Annotated in this window: 14 protein-coding genes and 1 pseudogene; 8 read left to right on the top strand and 7 right to left on the bottom strand. The window is 63.7% G+C overall.

The window, feature by feature from the left end; translation table 11 throughout:
- Positions 1-54 precede the first annotated feature (54 nt).
- Together argF and DB032_RS10420 are read right to left on the bottom strand one after the other, a co-directional pair.
- Positions 55-978, bottom strand: coding sequence for an ornithine carbamoyltransferase (argF, locus tag DB032_RS10415; RefSeq protein ID WP_107799423.1), 924 nt, complete (start codon positions 976-978; stop codon positions 55-57).
- 192 nt (positions 979-1170) lie between these two features.
- The gene (locus DB032_RS10420) at positions 1171-3129 is read right to left on the bottom strand and encodes an aminotransferase class I/II-fold pyridoxal phosphate-dependent enzyme (protein ID WP_107799424.1); all 1959 of its coding nucleotides are present in this window, start codon (positions 3127-3129) and stop codon (positions 1171-1173) included.
- A gap of 215 nt (positions 3130-3344) precedes the next feature.
- Between DB032_RS10420 and dinG the strand changes: the two genes are divergently transcribed.
- From dinG to DB032_RS10435, 3 genes and pseudogenes are all read left to right on the top strand, one after another.
- Positions 3345-5471 carry an ATP-dependent DNA helicase DinG gene (gene dinG / locus DB032_RS10425; protein WP_107799425.1) on the top strand — a complete coding sequence of 709 codons (2127 nt, stop codon included), beginning with the start codon at positions 3345-3347 and terminating at the stop codon, positions 5469-5471.
- Between the two features lie 126 nt (positions 5472-5597).
- A pseudogene (locus tag DB032_RS10430) lies at positions 5598-5882 on the top strand (DUF3579 domain-containing protein); the annotation flags it as partial.
- Between the two features lie 210 nt (positions 5883-6092).
- Positions 6093-7262, top strand: a complete 1170-nt coding sequence (locus tag DB032_RS10435) for a porin (RefSeq protein WP_107799426.1) — start codon at positions 6093-6095, stop codon at positions 7260-7262.
- A 52-nt stretch (positions 7263-7314) separates the two neighbouring features.
- Here the strand turns inward: DB032_RS10435 and DB032_RS10440 are convergent, their stop codons facing one another.
- Positions 7315-8199 carry a LysR family transcriptional regulator gene (locus tag DB032_RS10440; protein WP_048412147.1) on the bottom strand — a complete coding sequence of 295 codons (885 nt, stop codon included), beginning with the start codon at positions 8197-8199 and terminating at the stop codon, positions 7315-7317.
- A gap of 114 nt (positions 8200-8313) precedes the next feature.
- Here DB032_RS10440 and DB032_RS10445 point away from each other — a divergent pair, with 114 nt between their 5' ends.
- From DB032_RS10445 to DB032_RS10455, 3 genes are all read left to right on the top strand, one after another.
- A complete protein-coding gene (locus DB032_RS10445; RefSeq protein ID WP_107799427.1) occupies positions 8314-8958 on the top strand; it encodes an NAD(P)-dependent oxidoreductase in 645 nt (214 codons plus the stop codon).
- Between the two features lie 619 nt (positions 8959-9577).
- A complete protein-coding gene (locus DB032_RS10450; RefSeq protein WP_107799428.1) occupies positions 9578-10978 on the top strand; it encodes an L-serine ammonia-lyase in 1401 nt (466 codons plus the stop codon).
- An 85-nt stretch (positions 10979-11063) separates the two neighbouring features.
- Entirely contained in the window at positions 11064-11594 is a 531-nt protein-coding gene (locus DB032_RS10455) for a GNAT family N-acetyltransferase (RefSeq protein WP_107799429.1), read from the top strand.
- Here DB032_RS10455 and DB032_RS10460 read toward each other — a convergent pair.
- The 3 genes from DB032_RS10460 to DB032_RS10470 form a co-directional block, all read right to left on the bottom strand.
- Positions 11582-12754: an MFS transporter gene (locus DB032_RS10460; protein ID WP_107799430.1), complete on the bottom strand. Its 1173-nt coding sequence runs from the start codon at positions 12752-12754 to the stop codon at positions 11582-11584. The two genes, DB032_RS10455 and DB032_RS10460, sit on opposite strands and share 13 nt — an antisense overlap.
- Before the next feature lie 68 nt (positions 12755-12822).
- On the bottom strand, positions 12823-13224 hold the full coding sequence (locus tag DB032_RS10465; RefSeq protein ID WP_107799431.1) for an RNA-binding S4 domain-containing protein: 402 nt from the start codon (positions 13222-13224) through the stop codon (positions 12823-12825).
- Positions 13224-13880, bottom strand: a complete 657-nt coding sequence (locus tag DB032_RS10470; protein ID WP_107801800.1) for a fumarylacetoacetate hydrolase family protein — start codon at positions 13878-13880, stop codon at positions 13224-13226. Before DB032_RS10470 ends, DB032_RS10465 begins: the two co-directional genes overlap by 1 nt.
- A 345-nt stretch (positions 13881-14225) precedes the next feature.
- Here DB032_RS10470 and DB032_RS10475 point away from each other — a divergent pair, with 345 nt between their 5' ends.
- Both DB032_RS10475 and DB032_RS10480 read left to right on the top strand, forming a co-directional pair.
- Positions 14226-15923, top strand: a complete 1698-nt coding sequence (locus tag DB032_RS10475; RefSeq protein ID WP_370445215.1) for a PHA/PHB synthase family protein — start codon at positions 14226-14228, stop codon at positions 15921-15923.
- A gap of 314 nt (positions 15924-16237) precedes the next feature.
- The gene (locus DB032_RS10480) at positions 16238-17416 is read left to right on the top strand and encodes an acetyl-CoA C-acetyltransferase (RefSeq protein ID WP_107799433.1); all 1179 of its coding nucleotides are present in this window, start codon (positions 16238-16240) and stop codon (positions 17414-17416) included.
- Positions 17417-17488: 72 nt separating this feature from the next.
- Here DB032_RS10480 and DB032_RS10485 read toward each other — a convergent pair whose 3' ends face one another.
- Positions 17489-17854: a DOPA 4,5-dioxygenase family protein gene (locus DB032_RS10485; RefSeq protein WP_107799434.1), complete on the bottom strand. Its 366-nt coding sequence runs from the start codon at positions 17852-17854 to the stop codon at positions 17489-17491.
- Positions 17855-18143 lie beyond the last annotated feature (289 nt).

Below are 18143 nucleotides of genomic sequence, written 5' to 3' on the forward strand. Positions count from 1 at the left end.
CCTGGCGCGGCCTTGCCGAATCGCGTAAACGGCGGGCTCGCCCGCGTCGTCAGTTCAGTCGTAGCGCTGGCCCAGCAGCAGGAACTCGATCAGCGCCTTCTGCACGTGCATGCGGTTTTCCGCCTCGTCCCAGACCACGCTCTGCGGCCCGTCTATCACCGCGGCGGCCACTTCCTCGCCCCGGTGCGCCGGCAAACAGTGCATGAACAAGGCGTCCGGCTTGGCCAGCTTCATCAGCTCCGGCGTCACTTGGTAGTCGCGGAAAGCTTCCAGCCGCGCTTCCTTCTCCGCCTCGAAGCCCATGCTGGTGAACACATCGGTGGTCACCAGGTCCGCGCCGGTCGCCGCATGGCTGGCGCTGTGGCTGGGTTCGAAGTGCTCGGGGCCGTAATGCTGGCCGTCCAAGGCCTTGAGCTCGAAGCCCACCGGCGTCGCCACCTTGAGCTTGAAGCCCAGGATGCGAGCCGCCTGCAGCCAGGTGCGGCAGACATTGTTGCCGTCGCCTATCCAGGCCACGGTCTTGCCCTTGATCGAGCCGCGCTGCTCGATATAGGTGAAGATGTCCGCCAGAATCTGGCACGGGTGGTATTCGTTGGTCAGGCCGTTGATCACCGGCACCTTGGAATGCGCGGCCAGCCGCTGCACCAGCGCCTGCTCATAGGTGCGGATCATGATGATGTCGCTCATCCGGGACAGCACGCGGGCGGTGTCCTCGATGGGCTCGCCGCGGCCCATCTGCGAGCTTTGCGAGTCCAGGAACATCGCGTGGCCGCCCAGTTGCGCCATGCCCGCTTCGAAAGAAACGCGGGTGCGGGTGGAATTCTTCTCGAACACCATGGACATCACCTTGCCGACGAGCGGCTGGTACAGCTGGCCGTCGCTACGTCGTCGTTTCAGGACCTTGCTGCGCTCGAAGAGATGGCGGTATTCCTCGTGGGTCAGGTCGCTGAATTGCAAGTAATGCCTAGGGGACGTCATGGTGCTCCATTTCAAAAAAAAAGCCACCGCGCGTTCGACACCGTTTCAGTGTCCTTCATGCGCGATGGCACATTACTACACGCTGGTCTCAAGTCATTCACAGGCGTCGCAAGCATGCCTACGCAAAGCGCATGATTTACATAATTGCGACAAGACTTATATTTATCGGAAATCAGCCTGTCTGACAAGCATTCATTTGAACAAGGCGCGTCCAGGCAGTTGCGCCAGCTCCCCTTCTTTGAGCACTCGCAGCAAAAACTCGCCGCCATCCTCGGCCAAACCATGCATTTCTATGGATTTCTGGGTTTTTTGCAGCCGCGCCAAATAAGCGAGAATGGTGTCGTCTATCACCTGGCCGGGCACCAGCACCGGAATGCCGGGCGGATACGGCACGATCTGGTCGCAGCAGACCCGTCCGACCAGGGCCGCGTTGGGGCGGCCATCGTCGTCCAGCAGCGGCAAGCGCTCGCCGGCCTCGTAAAAAGCGTCGCGCGGCAAGCTGGCCAGACGGGAGAAACGCGGAATCTCCGGCATCCTTCCCAGCGGTCGCGGCGGACGCTTTTCCTTGGCCAAACGCAGCATGGCGTCATAAAGCCGCGACACCTTGCTGCGGGTGGTGCCCAGGGTCAGCAGCAGGGTGATGGTGCTGAACGTGGATTTCTCCACCTGGATGTTGTAGCGCTCGAACAGCGCCTGCTGCAATTCGTCCGCGGTGAAGCCGGACTGGGTGATATCCACGGTCAGCTTGGTCGGGTCCAGCTGGATGCCGTCCTCCCTCACCTCCTCCGGCAATAGGTCCGACAGTTCCAGCACCCGGAAAGCGCCGGTGGAGTTGATCTTGTCGCGCAACTCCTGCGCCAGCTTCAGCGTGCGGTCCAGCAGCCGGTAGCCCTCCATCACCGCCTGCTTGCGCGCCACGTCCAGGCTGGCGATCAGGTTGTACTGCGGGCTGGTCGACGCGTGCATATTGAAGTTCTCGCGGAACAGATGCGCGTCGAAGCCGGGGTCGTTGACGTGGATCATGCTGGCCTGGGAGAACGCCGACAGCACCTTGTGCGTGCTCTGGGTCACATAGTCGGCGCCGGACTCCAGCGCCGTCGGCCGGAACGCCGGGTGGAAACGGGCGAAGCCGTACCAGGCCTCGTCGACGATGACCTTGATGCCCTGCTCGTGCGCGGCTTCGATGATGGGCTTCAGATCGTAACGCAGCCCGTCGTAGGTGCAGGAGGTCAGGATCAGCACCCGCGCGTCGGGGTTGGCGTCGATCGCGGCGAAGATGGTTTCCTTGGGCACCGGTCCGAAAATGCCGAACTGCTTGTTGATCGAGGAATCCAGATACACCGGCAGCGCGCCGGACAGGATCACGCCGTGATGCACCGATTTGTGACAATTGCGGTCCAGCAGCAGCTTGTCGCCGGGCGCCAGCAAGGTCTGGAAAATCACTTTGTTGGAGGTGGAGGTGCCGTTGGTGGCGAAGTAGGTGCGCTTGGCGCCGAAGGCCTTGGCCGCCAGCATCTGCGCCTCCTCTATCACCCCGGTGGGGTGCAGCAGAGAATCCAGCATCGGCACCGACACCGACAGGTCGGCGCGCAGCATGCTCTCGCCGACGAAATCATGGAAATCGCCGACCCAGGGGCTGCCTTTCAAGGAATCGCCGCCGGAATGGCCCGGCGTGTGCCAGGAATCCTTGGCCATGCGCACGTATTGCTTGAGCTTGTCGTAGAACGGCGTCGCGGACTTTTCCGCCAGCTCCGCCGACAAAATGCGGAACCAGCCGTGGAAATCCAGCTCGTCGCGGTAGAAATAGCCGTCCACCGCGTGGCTGGCCAGGTCTTCCACCAGCGCGCGCTCGTCGTCGTCGAACAATAAGACATACAGCGAAATTTCCGGACGGAAGGCGCTGATGCGATTGGCCAGCTGCGCCGCCGCCTGACTGACGCCCTTCTCCTGCAACTGCTTGTCCACCAGCACCACCTGGACGTCGCCGTCTCGGGCGATCTGATCCAGCGCGTCCTGACTGCGCGCGACGCCGACGAAAGTCAGGCCGTAGGGGTTTTCCAGCCGGACCGCGGCGGCGCCCAGTCCGGCCAGCACATCGGCCTGCCATTTGGCGTCGTCGCTGACCACCAGCACTCGGCTAACGGGTGTCATGATCGGGTTTCTCCTGTTGATATTGCTTTGCGCTGTTATTGATGGATTTGTCTGCCTAAGTCGCTCGCGCAATTTCGCTTGTTTTTATATTTGCCTATCCTATCCACATCCGCGCGTCGCCGTCATTTTGCAGTCGCACATCAGGATTTCCCCATATTCGACGCCCGGCTTGGCGCGGCCAGACAAGGCCGCCCCCTTGCGGTACAATCGCCGCCATGCTGACCCCTGCTGAAAAAGACGCGATTCGCGACCATTACCGGACCATAGCCGACAACTTGCCGGGCTTCCGCCCGCGCGCCGCGCAACGCCGCATGCTGGCGGAGATCGCCAACGCGCTGTCGCGCAGCAAGGACAAGGAAGGCGACGACTGGCCGGAGCGCGCCGGCGAAAGCATCGCCGTGATCGAAGGCCCCACCGGGGTCGGCAAAAGCCTGGCCTACCTGCTGGCCGGCGGCGTGATGGCCAAATCCCGCGCCAAGAAACTGGTGGTCACCAGCGCCACCGTCGCCCTGCAAGAGCAACTGGTCAACCGCGACCTGCCCTTCGTCGTCGAAAACAGCGGCCTGCCGCTGACCTTCGCCCTGGCCAAGGGCCGCGGCCGCTATCTGTGTCCGCAGCGCATTTACGCGCTGACCGCCGAGAACGCCCAAGGCCAGTTGCTGGACCTGGACCCGACGCTGGCGCTATGGGACCGCAAGCCGGAAGCCGGCGAAATCGAAACCCTGCGCCAGCTGGCCGACGCCTTCTATTACCGCCGCTGGAACGGCGACCGCGACGCCTGGGAAAGCGTGATAGAGGACGGCCTGTGGTCGCGCGTCACCAACGACCGCCACGGCTGTTTGAAAGCCGCCTGTCCCAACCGGCCGGAATGCCCGTTCTATCTGGCGCGCGACGTGCTGGAAAACGTGGACGTGGTGGTGGCCAACCACGACCTGATGCTGGCCGACGTGTCCATGGGCGGCGGCGTCATCCTGCCGGCGCCGGAAGAAAGTTACTACTGTATCGACGAGGCGCACCACCTGGCCAAAAAGGCGGTTAACCAGTTTTCCGCCGAACATTCGCTGGCTCAGGCCATGTCCTGGCTGGACAAAGTGGCCGCCGCCGCCATCCGCGTGGAGGCGCTGACCGACAAGGTGGACATCGTCAGCCAGGCGATAGAAGCCGCCAGCGCCTGTTCCGAAACGCTGACCGAGTGGCTGTGGCTGCTGGAAGGCGAAGACGCGCTGGCCGCCTCCAGCGACAATCTGGAGCCCACCTGGCTGATAGAGGACGGCGTGCTGCCGGAACGCTTCCAGGGCCCCACCGCCAATATGGCCACCTCGGCGCGCTCGCTGTTCAAACAGCTGAGCCTGCTGAGCGACGCGCTGGGCGAGGCGCGCAAGGACAAGGGCGGCGAAGCGGCGCAAGTCGACAAGACCGCCTCCGACCTGGGCTTTCTGACCGCGCGCGCCGAGCAACTGCTGGCGGTGTGGGAGTTGTTTGAAAAAGAAACCGAGCCCGCCAGCCCGCCCATCGCCAAATGGATCACCCGCCGCGCCGAGGGCAAGGGCGATTACCTGTTCTCCGCCTCGCCGGTCAGCGCCGCCGCCAGCCTGGCCGCCACGCTGTGGCGCCGCGCAGCCGGCGCCATCCTGACCTCGGCCACGCTGCGCTCGCTGGGCGAATTCGACCTGCTGCTGTCGCAGACCGGCCTGAAGTGGATGCCGGAAGTCAGCTGCGTGGCGCTGGATTCCCCGTTCAATTTCGACGAGCAGGGCGAGCTGTATCTGCCGCCGATGCTGGCCAGCCCCAAGGACGCCGGCGGCCATACCCGCGAAATCGTGGAATGGCTGCCCAAGCTGATCGATGTGAAAGAACCGGTCGGCACCCTGGTGCTGTTCTCCTCCCGCAAACAAATGCAGGAAGTCGCCGCCGGCCTGCCGGCCGCGCTGCGCGAGCGGCTGCTGATTCAGGGCGAAATCCCCAAGAGCCTGCTGATAGAACAGCACCATCAGCGGCTGAAACAGAGCGAACCCAGCGTGATCTTCGGTCTGGATTCCTTCTCCGAAGGCCTGGACCTGCCCGGCGAAAGCTGCGTGCACGTGATTATTGCCAAACTGCCGTTCGCAATGCCGGACGATCCGGTAGGCAAAACCCTGTCGCGCTGGATAGAGAAACGCGGCGGCAATCCCTTCATCGAGATCACGGTGCCGGAAGCTTCGATCAAGCTGGTGCAGGCCGTGGGCCGGCTGATCCGCACCGAACGCGACTACGGCCGCGTCACCATTCTGGACAACCGCTTGCAAAAACAAAGCTACGGCAAGCGGCTGCTCGCCTCGCTGCCGCCATTCAAGCGCATCTGATTTTCGGGTAAAATGCTAAATATTCAGCAACAAACAAAACGCCTGAACATAAAACGCCAAGCGCAAATCGCTTAGCAGACGATAAAAAACAGGCTAAACCAAAAGCAAACACTCCGGTCCACCGCCATGATCTGCAATCCATACGAAATAGTCATCCAGGGCATCACTTCCGAGGGGCGCACCTTCCGCCCCAGCGACTGGGCCGAACGCCTGGCCGGCATCCTAGCCTCCTTCGACGATCAGAAACTGCACTACCACGCCCATGTCCGCCCGATGATGCTGGACGGCGTGCGCTGCGTGGCGGTGGACAAGAAACTGGAGAAAATCAGCCCGCAGGTGTTTTGCTTTCTGATGGACTTCGCCAAGGACAACGATCTGCGCATCGTCGATTGCCGCACCCTGCTGGACGAGGTCTACCCCAATCAATTCTTGGCGTAATTGCAACACTACCCCTGTCCGAATTGTCTTGATGCAACAACATTGCAACACCCACGTCATATTTTGTGGCTAAACTAAGACATGTGTTGTGGCGATACCGCACTTATCTACTATAGATATTGCAGGTCCGCCAGCTTCGGCACCTGACTTTAGTAAAGCAAAAACTGACTTGGAGCATTCAAGATGCAAAAGAAAAATCTGGCAGCCCTGCTTGCCGCAATGTTCGCCTTGCCCGTTGTCGCCCACGCTGACGTAACCATCTACGGTTTCCTCAGCGGCGGCATCGAATCGAGCAAAGCCACCGGTTCCGGCGGCAGCGAATACAGCAGCCGCACCCGCATCGTCGACCACAACTCCCGCATCGGCTTCAAGGGCTTTGAAGACATCGGCGGCGGCACCAAGGCGATCTGGCAGGTGGAAAACAGCCTGCGCAACTTCGAACAAGGCGGCACCAACGACAAAGGTCAGAGCGCGACCTTCGCCACCCGCAACACCTTCATCGGCCTCGACAACGGCGATTTCGGCCGCGTGCTGCTGGGCCAACACGACTCCGCCTACAAGATGTTCACCGGCAGCAGCAACAGCGCGCTGGGCACCGACCTGATGGTCAACACCACCGCCGACAACTTCGGCAGCAGCTCGGTCAACAGCCGCGGCGAAGCGCGTATGGCCAACTCGGTTCACTACTTCTCCCCGAGCTGGGCCGGCTTCAAGCTGGGCGCGTCCTGGGGCGTGGACGAGAGCCGCGTATCCGGCAACGACTCCAAACGCATCTCCCTGGGCCTGGGCTACACCTGGCAAGGCCTGAACCTGGCCGCCGCCTGGGATCGCCAGTACGATACGGCCGTTATCGCCAACAGCAACTCGTACAACAACTCCAGCCCGGCGGTACTGTCGCTGAACTCCGGCAAGAACGTCACCTTCTACGGCCTGGCCGCCAGCTATAAGTTCGACACCGGCACCTTCGTCGGCGGCAACTACGAATGGGGCACCTACGACCAGGTAGGCGGCGGCCAAGTTAAGCAAGACGACTGGCTGATCGCGCTGGGTCAGGACTTCGGCGCGGCTTCGGTCAAGCTGTCCTACGGCCAACTGGGCACGCTGAAGAACACTTCCGCCGGCGTTAACGGCGACGACTTCAAGGCCAAGCAATGGACTCTGGGCGGCACTTACAACCTGTCCAAAACCACTCAAGTGCTGGCTTACTACACCAAGATCAGCAACAACGCCAAGGCCAAGGCCAACTTCGCCAACAACCCGGTATACGATAGCAATCTGGGCGCCAGCAACGCTTCGTTGACAGCCGGCAACGACCCGCAAGCCTTCGGCGTAGGCTTCAAGATCGCCTTCTGATCCTGAACGACTGCCGTTCCAATCACGCCGCCGGCCCTGCCGGCGGCGTTTTTCATTTGCTCAGGCTGGCGCGCAAGGCCTCGATCGCGTAACGCACTTTGGCCGGCTGAATGTCGCGGCGCGGCGTCACCGCGTAAATCGCCAGCGGCGGCAAGCTCCACTCCGGCAATACTCGCAATAAGCGGCCATCGGCCAGTTCCTGACGAATCTCCGGCTCCGGCTGCACCGCCACCCCCATGCCGGCCAGCACGAACTGGCGCGCGGCGACGATATTGTTGCTGACCAGGCGCGCGTCCGGCTCGGCGGTGAAGCGGCTGCCGTCCGCATGCTCGAAGGCCAGCCAACCCAGCTTGCGGTCAGACAAAGCCACCCACTGCAGCGCGGACAATTGCTCCGGCCGCGTGATCGCCGGCTGACGCGCGAGATAAGCCGGCGACGCGCACAGCACATTGGGCCAATCCGCGAGGTGGCGCGCCACCAGGCTGGAGTCCTTGAGCACGCCGGCGCGCAAAGCCAGATCGATGCGGTTGTCCACCAGATCTATCATTTCATCGTGGAAGAACAAACGCAGCTTCAGGCCCGAGTGCGCGCTCAGCAGCGGCGTCAGCGCCTCGCTCAACAGCGCGCCGGCAAAACCGGTGGGCGCGGCGATGCGCAGCTCGCCCACCGGCGCGTCGCGCAGCTCTAGCAAGCGCTGTTCGGCCAGCTGCGCCGCGGCCAGCATATCGGCGCAGCCCTGATAGAACAGACTGCCGGCCTCGGTCAGCGTCAGCTTGCGGGTAGTCCGGTGCAACAGGCTGACGCCGTGCTGCTGCTCCAGCTTGCTGATGTGCTGGCTGACCGCCGACGGCGTCATGCCCAGTTCGCGCGCCGCGCCGTTCATCGAGCCCTTGTCCACCACCATGGCGAAGACCGCCATCCGTCTCAACGCATCCATTATTAAGTCCATCTAAACTATCAATCTTATTTTTGCCGGATTATCGCTCTATAATCAAGCTGCTATTCTGAACGCCATCAAACTTCATCACGTTTATCGCGAAAAGGAATCCCCATGAAAATCGCTCTGATCGGCGCCAGCGGCTTTGTCGGCTCGGCCATCTTGCAAGAACTGTTGGCCCGCAAACATCAAGTCAGCGCCATCGTCACCACTCTGTCCAAGCTGCCGCAACACCCGCAACTGAGCGGCGTGGCCGCCGACGCCTACCAGGCCGGCCAGATCGCCGCCGCCGTGGCCGGCCACGACGCCGTGGTCAGCGCCTTCAATCCCGGCTGGGACAAGGCCGACATCCAGGCGCTGGCCGTCAAGGGCCACGACGCCATCGTCGCCGGCGTCAAGCAGGCGGGCGTCAAGCGCTTCCTGGAAGTGGGCGGCGCCGGCAGCCTGGAAGTGGCGCCCGGCGTGCAATTGGTGGACACCCCGGAATTCCCGGCGGAATGGAAGGAAGGCGCGCTGGGCGTGCGCGAGGCGCTACGCCGCCTGCGCGAAGAAACCGCGCTGGACTGGACCTTCGTCTCCCCGCCGGCCTTCCTCCACCCGGGCGAGCGCAGCGGCAAATACCGGCTGGGCGGCGATCAGCTGCTGTTCAACGGCGACAAGCCGGCCGATATCAGCGTGGAAGACCTGGCCGTGGCCATCGTCGACGAACTGGAAAAACCGCAGCATCTGCGCCGCCGCTTCACCGCCGCCGCAGTCTAAGAGGCGGTTCAAAGTCTTGCGAGCAAGAGCGAGACAAGGCGAAAGCGGCTGAGAACGCGGAATGTACACGTGGTACATGAGCATTTTGAGCTCGGTTTCAACGCTGTATCGCCGAAGCGCAGCAGACCTTGAACAGGTTCTAAGAACGTGTTTACGATCTCGCGAGCTAGGGCGAGACAAGGCGAAAGCGGCTGAGAACGCGGAATGTACGCGTGGTACATGAGCATTCGAAGGGGTACTCACCGTGTCACGTCTCACGACGCGCAGCAGATCGTAAACAGGTTCTAAGCTCCAAGCCCGGCTCGCCCGGGCTTTTTCACGCCCCATTCCCCTCCTCGCCTTGTACAAAGGGCCATCCGCCCGCCCGGTTCATGCCGTCCGAATGCGAAGCGGTTTCAACTCGTCGAATCCCCGACGCAACTTAGTCCTGACTCTATAATTCTAAATTGACAGCCGTCGCCGGCTTGTCTAGATTGCCCGGCTGCCGCAAGATGGCGAGGCGCAGGCCGGCCCTCGCGCCAAAGCCGTGCGAAACCATGACAACGACAATAATAAGGACGGCCCAGGCTGTCCGGACAACAACCCGCTTAGCGGGACACAGCCCTTAAAGAGAAGCATTATGGCCATCAGTGTTTTTGATTTGTTCAAGATAGGCATCGGCCCGTCCAGCTCCCACACGGTTGGACCGATGCGCGCCGCGCGCCAATTCATCGCCCGGCTGGAAAAAGACGAGTTGCTGGCTCAGACCGCCAGCGTGCGCGCCGAAATGTTCGGTTCGCTGGGCGCCACCGGCAAGGGCCACGGCACCGACGTCGCGGTCTTGCTGGGCCTGCAGGGCGAACAGCCCGACCTGGTGGACACCGACGCGGTGGACGGCATGCTGGCCGCCATCCGCGCCGACAAGTCCGTCGCCCTGCTGGGCAAGCAGACCGTGCCCTTCGTCGAAGGCGAACACCTGATTCTGCACAAGAAAAAAACCCTGCCCTACCACCCCAACGGCATGATTTTCGAAGCCTTCGACGCTGCCGGCGCCAGCCTGTCCAAACGCGCTTATTACTCGGTGGGCGGCGGCTTTGTGGTTGACGAAGCCGCCATCGACGCCGGCTTCGTGCCGCCGGGCGTCACCGAGCTCAAGCACCCGTTCAAGAGCGCGGCGGAATTGCTGGCGCTGTGTCAGCGCCACGGCAAATCCATCAGCCAGATCATGCTGGAGAACGAGCTGGCCTGGCGCAGCGAGGAACAAGTGCGCGCCGAGCTGCTGAAGATCTGGCAAGTGATGCAGGACTGCGTCAAGCGCGGCTGCGAGCGCGAAGGCATCCTGCCCGGCGGCATGAAGGTGAAGCGCCGCGCCGCCGACATGCACCGCAAACTGCTGGCCTCGCCCGAGGCGGCGCTGCGCGACCCGCTGACGGTGATGGACTGGGTCAATCTGTACGCGCTGGCGGTGAACGAGGAAAACGCCGGCGGCGGCCGCGTGGTCACCGCGCCCACCAACGGCGCAGCCGGCATCATCCCGGCGGTGATGCACTATTACGCCCGCTTCGTGCCCGGCGCCAGCGACGACGGCATTGTGCGCTTCCTGCTCACCGCCGGCGCCATCGGCGTGCTGTTCAAGCTCAACGCCTCCATCTCCGGCGCCGAAGTGGGCTGCCAGGGCGAAGTGGGCTCGGCCTGCTCCATGGCCGCGGGCGCCTTGGCCGAAGTGCTGGGCGGCACCCCGGAACAGGTGGAAAACGCCGCCGAGATCGGCATGGAGCACAATCTGGGCCTGACCTGCGATCCGGTGGGCGGCCTGGTGCAAGTGCCCTGCATCGAACGCAACGCCATGGCCTCGGTCAAGGCCATCAACGCGGCGCGCATGGCGCTGCGCGGCGACGGCCAGCACTTCGTGTCGCTGGACCGAGTGATCAAGACCATGCGCGACACCGGCATGGACATGAGCACCAAGTACAAGGAAACCGCGCGCGGCGGCCTGGCCATCAATGTCATCGAAGTGCCGGTGAATATTGTTGAGTGCTGAGCCGCAGGCCTGTTAGCATCAAAGCCGATGGCGCTTGCGCCGTCGGCTTTTTTTACGACCTCATCCCGCGAAATCCGAACCAGCCATGCATCACATCGCCACCGCCAGACTGCAACTGCGTCCGCTGCACGCCAGCGACGCCCCCTTCATGCTCAAGCTGCTGAACGAGCCGGCCTTCATCGCCAATATCGGCGACAAGGACGCCCACGATCTGCTCGGCGCGCTGCGCTATATCGAGGAAGGCCCGCAAACCAGCTATCGCAAGCACGGCCACGGCCTCTTGCTGGTGGAACGGCTGGACGACGGCGCCCCGGTCGGCATCTGCGGCCTGGTCAAGCGCGACGGCCTGGACTACCCGGACATCGGCTACGCCTTCCTGGAGCAATACTGGGGCTGCGGCTACGCCAGCGAAGCCGCGCTGGCCGCCATAGAACACGGCCGCGAGCAACTGGGCCACGCGGTGGTGGTGGGCATCACCGCGCCGCACAACCTGGCGTCCATCCGCGTGCTGGAGAAAATCGGCCTGCTTTATCAGGGCCGTATCGAACTGCCCGGCATCGACGGCGACAGCTGTTACTTCGTGCCGCCGGCCCTGTTCAAAGATCAGCCCGCCTGAGCAGGTGCCGCCGGCCGCAGCCAGCGCCGGCACAGCAACACGCCCAGCGCGGCGGCGGCCGTCGACATCGCGAACGTCGTCGCCATGCCGCCGTGCGGCCACACCAGCCCGCCGATCAGGCCGCCGGCGCTGCCGCCAACCCCAAACGAGGCGATGATGTACAGACCCTGGGCGCGGCCGTGGTGATGTGGGTCGAACATGCGGTGGATCAAGCCCACCGAGGCGGCGTGGTGCAGGCCGAAAGTCAGCGCGTGCAGCAGCTGCGCGCCTATCGCCACCCAGGCCAGCTCGGCCGCGGCGGCGATCAAGGCGAAACGCAGCGCCGCCGCCAATAGCGACGCCAGCATCAGCGTTTCCAAACGCGCGCGCGCCATGATCTTGGGCATCAACAGGAATACCGCCACCTCGCTGACCACGCCCAGCCCCCACAGCATGCCGATCGCGCCTTGCTCATAACCCGCCTGCTTCAGGCCGATGGAGAAAAAAGTGTAGTAAGGGCCGTGGGCGAAGGCCATCAGGAAGCAGCAGCCGAACAAGGCCATCACCTCCGGCCGCCGCAGCGTGGCCGCTATCGGCGCCGACGGTCCGCTCTTGCGCTCGGCGGCCACCTCCGGCACCCGCCAGGCCGCCGCGGCCACCAGGGCCAGCAGCGCGCACAGCGCCCAGGGCAGATTGCCAATACCGATGCCGTCCAGCAGCAGGCCGCCGCTCATCGCCAGACAGACAAAGCCTATCGAGCCCCAGACCCGCACCCGGCTGTAACGCCCCGGCTGCGCGCGCGTCAGGTGGGCGGTGCTGGCCTCCACCAGCGGCAGCGCCGCCGCCCAGAAGAAGTGGGACACCGCTAGGCTGACGAACACCCACCAGAAAGCGCGGTCCAGTCCCACCAGCAGGAAGGCCGCCGCCGACAACAGCGACGTCGTCAGAATGATGGCGCGCCGGCGGCCGCGGCGGTCCGCCAGCCAGCCCCAGAAGCCGGGCGCCACGATGCGCGCCAGCGTGGACAAGGCCATCAGCACCGAGATCTGCCAGGCGGAGAAGGACAGCGATTGCAGATAGAGCCCCCAGAACGGACTGAACAGGCCCTGGAAGGCGAAATAACTGAAATAGAACAGGCTGAACGGCAGCAGGGATACGGCGGGTGACGCGGAAGACGACATGATCTGAAGCTCGGCCCTTAAACGGGCTCCTGGTTGAAAACGTAAAACGGCGCGTGGCAAGCGCGCGCTCAGAACTGCCCTTTGAACTTGCCGATATCCCGCCGCGCCTTCTTGGTGGGACGGCCGTCCCCGTGCGGGAAGCTGGCGCGCTCCGACTTCAACAGCAGCACCTGCTCTTCACGCGCGCGCTGAGAAGCCTCGTCCTCGCGGTAGAGCAGCCGCGCCTCCTGCGCCGGCCGGCGCTGGGTGCTCAGCGCCAGCACCTCGACGCGGTATTCCAGCTGATGGATGCGCATCACCAGCTGGTCCCCCTCCTTGACCACCCGCGACGCCTTGACCCGGTCGCCGTTGACCTGCACCCGCCCCAGCTCCAGCGCCTCGTGCGCCAGTTGCCGGGTCTTGAAGAAACGGGCGGCCCACAGCCATTTGTCGAGACGGACCTTGCCGTCGTCCTCGCCTGAGGCCGCCATCAGAGCACGCTCCATTCGGCGGCGGCCAGGCCCTCCAGCTTCAGGCTGAGCCGGTCGCCGGAACGCACCGCGGCCACGCCCTCCGGCGTGCCGGTATAAATCAGATCGCCGGCCTGCAGGCCGTAGATCCGCGACAGATAGGCGATGACGGCGGCCACCGGAAACAGCATCAGGCCGGTGTCGCCCTGCTGGCGCAGCTCGCCGTTGACGCGCAATTCGAAGCTCAGCCGCTGCGGATCGGCCACCTGCTCCGCCGGCGCCAAACGAGACAGGCAGGCGGCGGTGGGAAAGCCCTTGGCCTTGGTCCACGGATGGCCCTTGCTCTTGGCCGCCGATTGCACGTCGCGCGCCGTCATGTCCAGACCGATGCCGTAGCCGGCCACATGGCCGAGCGCTTCGGACTCCGCAATGTCGCGGCCGCCCTTGCCTATCAGCAGCACCAGTTCGCACTCATGGTGAACGTCGCGGGAATAGTCGGGCAAACGCAGGAGCTCGCCCTCTCCGGCCAGCGCCGACGTCGGTTTCAGGAACACCAGCGGCTCGTCCTCCAGCGGGTTGTTCAATTCCGCCGCGTGGGCGGCGTAATTGCGCCCGATGCAGAAGATATTGCCCACCGCGACCTCTTGATCGCCCAAGCGCGCCTTGAATGCCGTCATGACCATCCTTTCCCGTTCTGTTCAACGCCAAGCTTACCAGCTCGCGATTATCCCATAATTTCCACCCCCCCGGCATGCCAGGCCGAAAGGACAGCTAGGCAGATTGTGCACTGCGGCAACAAGATGCGGCTTTCGACGCGCCTTATCGTCCTCCTCCCGGTGAAAATGTCATGCAACCCTGTTACAGTCATGGCGTACCTTGCGACCGCACACTTTGTTACACGGTCCAATGCAGGAAAGCTTCGATAACGCTTCGGCACGTTTCAGGAGACAGCTTTGACCCAAGAAAGTACAAACCCGCTGGATAGTTTCTTCGCCAGCCTATCCGAGGCCAACCAACAATGGATGCAGCAGTTCGTCAACAACCTGCCGCTGCCGCCGCAACCTGGAAATGCTGAACTGCCGCTGGCCAACGCCTGGGGCGCCATGCTCAGCAACGCCGGCCAGCTGTTCGCCTGGCAAAGCAGCTTGTATCAGCAGCAGATGAATCTGTGGTCGCAATTCCTGGGCCAGGCGCCCGCCAACGGCGACGCCTCGGCGAAAAAGGGCGATCGCCGCTTCGCCTCGCCGGAATGGGATGAACACCCGTTCTACCATTTCCTCAAGCAAGGCTATCTGCTCACCAGCAAATGGATGACCGAGCTGGTGGACAACGCCCAGCTGGAGGAAGAAGCCAAGGACAAGCTGGCCTTCGCCACCCGCCAATACCTGGACGCGGTCTCCCCCAGCAACTTCATGCTGACCAACCCGGACGTAATGAAACGGGCGATAGAGACCAAGGGCGAAAGCCTGGTCGACGGCATGAAGAACATGCTGGAGGATTTCCAGAAGGGCCATATCTCGATGTCGGACGAGAGCCAGTTCGAGATCGGCAAAAACATCGTGGTCACCCCGGGCGAGGTGGTGTTCCGCAATGAATTGATCGAACTGATCCAGTACACCCCCACCACCGGCCAGGTCTACGAAAAGCCGCTGCTGATCGTGCCGCCCTGCATCAACAAGTACTACTTGATGGATTTGCAGCCGGACAACTCCATGGTCCGTCACTTCGTCGCCCAGGGTTACCGCGTATTCCTGATCAGCTGGCGCTCGGCGGAACCGGAGATGAAGCATTTCACCTGGGAAAGCTATATCGAGAAAGGCGTGATCGCCGCGGCGGAAACCGTGCGCAAGATCAGCAAGCAGGACAGCATGAACGCGCTGGGCTTCTGTGTCGGCGGCGTGATCCTGACCACCACCCAGTGCGTGCTGCAGGCGCGCGGACTCAAATACTTCGATTCCACCACCTTCATGACCTCGCTGATAGATCACGCCGAACCGGGCGAGATCTCCTACTTCATCGACGAGAACCTGGTGGCCAGCCGCGAAGCCAAGATCGCCGCCGGCGGCATCATCAGCGGCAAGGAGATAGGCCGCACCTTCGCCAGCCTGCGCGCCAACGATCTGGTGTGGAACTACGTGGTCAACAACTATCTGCTGGGCAAGACGCCGGCGCCGTTCGACCTGCTCTACTGGAACAACGACGCGGTGGACCTGCCGCTGCCGATGCACACCTTCATGCTGCGCCAGTTCTATATGAACAACGCGCTGACCAAGCCGGGTTCCATCACCCTGTGCGGCGTGCCCATCGACGTTTCCAAGATCGACATACCTGTCTACATCTTCGCCGCGCGCGAAGATCACATCGTGTTGTGGAGCTCCGCCTACTCCGGCATCCACTACCTGACCGGCGCGCCGTCGCGGCGCTTCGTGCTGGGCGCCTCCGGCCATATCGCCGGTTCGATCAACCCGGTGACCAAGGACAAGCGCAATTACTGGGTCAACGACGCCCAGCCCCAGCACGCGGACGCCTGGCTGGAAACCGCGGAAAGCCGCCCCGGCAGCTGGTGGAAGGACTGGGACGCCTGGCTGGCCCCTCAATCCGGCAAGAAAGTCGCCGCGCCCAAGGCCTTGGGCAGCAAGGACTTCCCACCGCTGCAAGCGGCGCCGGGCAGCTATGTGCTGGCCAAGGCCATGCCCAGCGTGGTGGCCAGCCTGCAATAAGAACCTGTTTACGATCTGCTGCGCGTCGGCGGGATGGATAGAAATGGGCGTTGAAACCGAGCTCAAAATGCTCATGTACCACATGCACATTCCGCTTTTTCGCTCGTTTTCGCCTTGTCTCGCCCTAGCTCGCGAGATCATAAACAGGCTCCAAGAAAAACTGTTCTAAAGTCTGCCGCGCCTCGGCGGGATGCTTGGGCAAGGGCGTTGAAAGCCGCTTCGAAACGCTTTAGCGGCTTCCCCGCCCCGCCGCCGGCGCGCTGGCCGACACACCGACCTTCGCGGTCACATTGAAGAGAGAGACGGAGAAAAACATGGAAGTCGTGATTGTCGCAGCAACCCGCACCGCCATCGGCAGTTTCGGCGGCGCGCTGGCCAAGATCCCGGCCCCGGAACTGGGCGCCACCGTCATCAAATCCCTGCTGGCCAAAACCGGCCTGAAACCGGAAGACGTCAGTGAAGTCATTCTCGGCCAGGTGCTGACCGCCGGCAGCGGCCAGAACCCGGCGCGCCAGGCGCTGATCAAGGCCGGCCTGCCGGTCACCACCCCGGCCACCACCCTCAACGTGGTCTGCGGCTCCGGCCTGCGTGCCGTGCACCTGGGCGCCCAGGCCATCGTCAACGGCGACGCCGACATCGTCATCGCCGGCGGCCAGGAAAGCATGTCCCTGTCGCCGCACATCCTGCCCGGCTCGCGCGACGGCTTCCGCATGGGCAACGCCCAGCTGATCGACACCATGGTCAACGACGGCCTGACCGACGCCTACAACGCCTACCACATGGGCATCACCGCTGAAAACGTGGCGGAAAAGTACGGCATCGGCCGCGAAGAGCAGGACGCGCTGGCGCTGGCCTCGCAGCAACGCGCCGCCGCCGCTCAGAAAGCCGGCAAGTTCAAGGACGAAATCACCCCGGTGCTGGTGCCGCAGCGCAAGGGCGATCCGCTGGCCTTCGACAACGACGAGTTCATCAAGCACGACGCCAGCGCCGAAGGCCTGGCCAAGCTGCGCGCAGCCTTCAAGAAGGAAGGCACCGTCACCGCCGGCAACGCTTCCGGCATCAATGACGGCGCCGCCGCGGTGCTGCTGATGTCGGCCCAGAAGGCGGACCAGCTGGGCCTGAAGCCGCTGGCCGCGATCAAGGGCTACGCGCTGACCGGCTGCGCGCCGGAAATCATGGGCATAGGCCCGGTGGCCGCCACCCGCAAGGCGCTGGACAAGGCCGGCTGGAAGGTGGAAGAGCTGGATCTGGTGGAAGCCAACGAAGCCTTCGCCGCCCAGGCGCTGGGCGTGGCGCGCGAACTGGGCTGGGGCCCGGACAAGGTCAACGTCAACGGCGGCGCCATCGCGCTGGGCCACCCGATCGGCGCTTCCGGCTGCCGCGTGCTGGTCACCCTGCTGCATGAAATGCAGCGCCGCGACGCCAAGAAGGGCCTGGCCACGCTGTGCATAGGCGGCGGCATGGGCGTGGCGCTGGCGGTGGAACGGCGCTAAAACCGGTACCCGTCAATCACAAAACCCACCGGCTCCGGCCGGTGGGTTTTGTTTTGGCCGCGCCCTCCGCGGCTAGCCCGAGCGCCCGTTGTCACCGTGCTGGCGCAGAAAGTCCATGTTCAACTCCAGCGGCGCGCCCAGCCACATGGCGAAGTCGCTGTGATCCTCGACATCGTCGCCGGTCAGCGGATGCAGCAGCACGCTCAGCCCTTCCCGGTTCAGCATCAGCCACGGCACGATCTGGCCGAACAAGGCCGGCGCGAAGGCGATCTGATACGCGCCCACCGGATGCGGCCCGTAAGCCTGCTCTCGCCAGCGCCCCAACTCCACGGCAAAGCGCTGCGCCACCGCCTCGCGCAGCCGCCGCGCCGCGGCTTGCTGCGCCGCGTCGAAATACACATGGGCGTGATAGCCCGTCGCCTCGATGACCTGTTGCATCGCCTGTCCCCCGCCCCCGCCGCGTTCACGGCGGCCGGCCCCGAATAAAGCCGGTAAAGCTATCGCCTCCGCCGAAAAAAATCAACAAGCATATTTTGGCGGCGCGCGCCTGCCCTTGATCCGCAAGCAATCCGCGCCAAACAAAAACCTCCTGGCCGCAAAGGCAGGAGGTTTGGGCGATTGGCCGGCCCGCTGGCCGGCGTAGACGGTCGGATGGACCGTGAAGGGAAACAGCGCACGGATCAAAACCAGCGAGGCGCTCAGCACATCAAGGCAGCCGCATCGCCGC

It is taken from the genome of Chromobacterium sp. Panama, assembly GCF_003052555.1.
In the GTDB taxonomy this organism is placed as follows: Bacteria; Pseudomonadota; Gammaproteobacteria; order Burkholderiales; family Chromobacteriaceae; genus Chromobacterium.

What these genes read in the sequence shown, in the direction of transcription:
- argF (WP_107799423.1), bottom strand. Translation starts at nt 978, where the DNA reads ATGACGTCCCCTAGGCATTACTTGCAATTCAGCGACCTGACCCACGAG.
- DB032_RS10420 (WP_107799424.1), bottom strand. Translation starts at nt 3,129, where the DNA reads ATGACACCCGTTAGCCGAGTGCTGGTGGTCAGCGACGACGCCAAATGG.
- dinG (WP_107799425.1), top strand. Translation starts at nt 3,345, where the DNA reads ATGCTGACCCCTGCTGAAAAAGACGCGATTCGCGACCATTACCGGACC.
- DB032_RS10435 (WP_107799426.1), top strand. Translation starts at nt 6,093, where the DNA reads ATGCAAAAGAAAAATCTGGCAGCCCTGCTTGCCGCAATGTTCGCCTTG.
- DB032_RS10440 (WP_048412147.1), bottom strand. Translation starts at nt 8,199, where the DNA reads ATGGATGCGTTGAGACGGATGGCGGTCTTCGCCATGGTGGTGGACAAG.
- DB032_RS10445 (WP_107799427.1), top strand. Translation starts at nt 8,314, where the DNA reads ATGAAAATCGCTCTGATCGGCGCCAGCGGCTTTGTCGGCTCGGCCATC.
- DB032_RS10450 (WP_107799428.1), top strand. Translation starts at nt 9,578, where the DNA reads ATGGCCATCAGTGTTTTTGATTTGTTCAAGATAGGCATCGGCCCGTCC.
- DB032_RS10455 (WP_107799429.1), top strand. Translation starts at nt 11,064, where the DNA reads ATGCATCACATCGCCACCGCCAGACTGCAACTGCGTCCGCTGCACGCC.
- DB032_RS10460 (WP_107799430.1), bottom strand. Translation starts at nt 12,754, where the DNA reads ATGTCGTCTTCCGCGTCACCCGCCGTATCCCTGCTGCCGTTCAGCCTG.
- DB032_RS10465 (WP_107799431.1), bottom strand. Translation starts at nt 13,224, where the DNA reads ATGGCGGCCTCAGGCGAGGACGACGGCAAGGTCCGTCTCGACAAATGG.
- DB032_RS10470 (WP_107801800.1), bottom strand. Translation starts at nt 13,880, where the DNA reads ATGACGGCATTCAAGGCGCGCTTGGGCGATCAAGAGGTCGCGGTGGGC.
- DB032_RS10475 (WP_370445215.1), top strand. Translation starts at nt 14,226, where the DNA reads ATGCAGCAGTTCGTCAACAACCTGCCGCTGCCGCCGCAACCTGGAAAT.
- DB032_RS10480 (WP_107799433.1), top strand. Translation starts at nt 16,238, where the DNA reads ATGGAAGTCGTGATTGTCGCAGCAACCCGCACCGCCATCGGCAGTTTC.
- DB032_RS10485 (WP_107799434.1), bottom strand. Translation starts at nt 17,854, where the DNA reads ATGCAACAGGTCATCGAGGCGACGGGCTATCACGCCCATGTGTATTTC.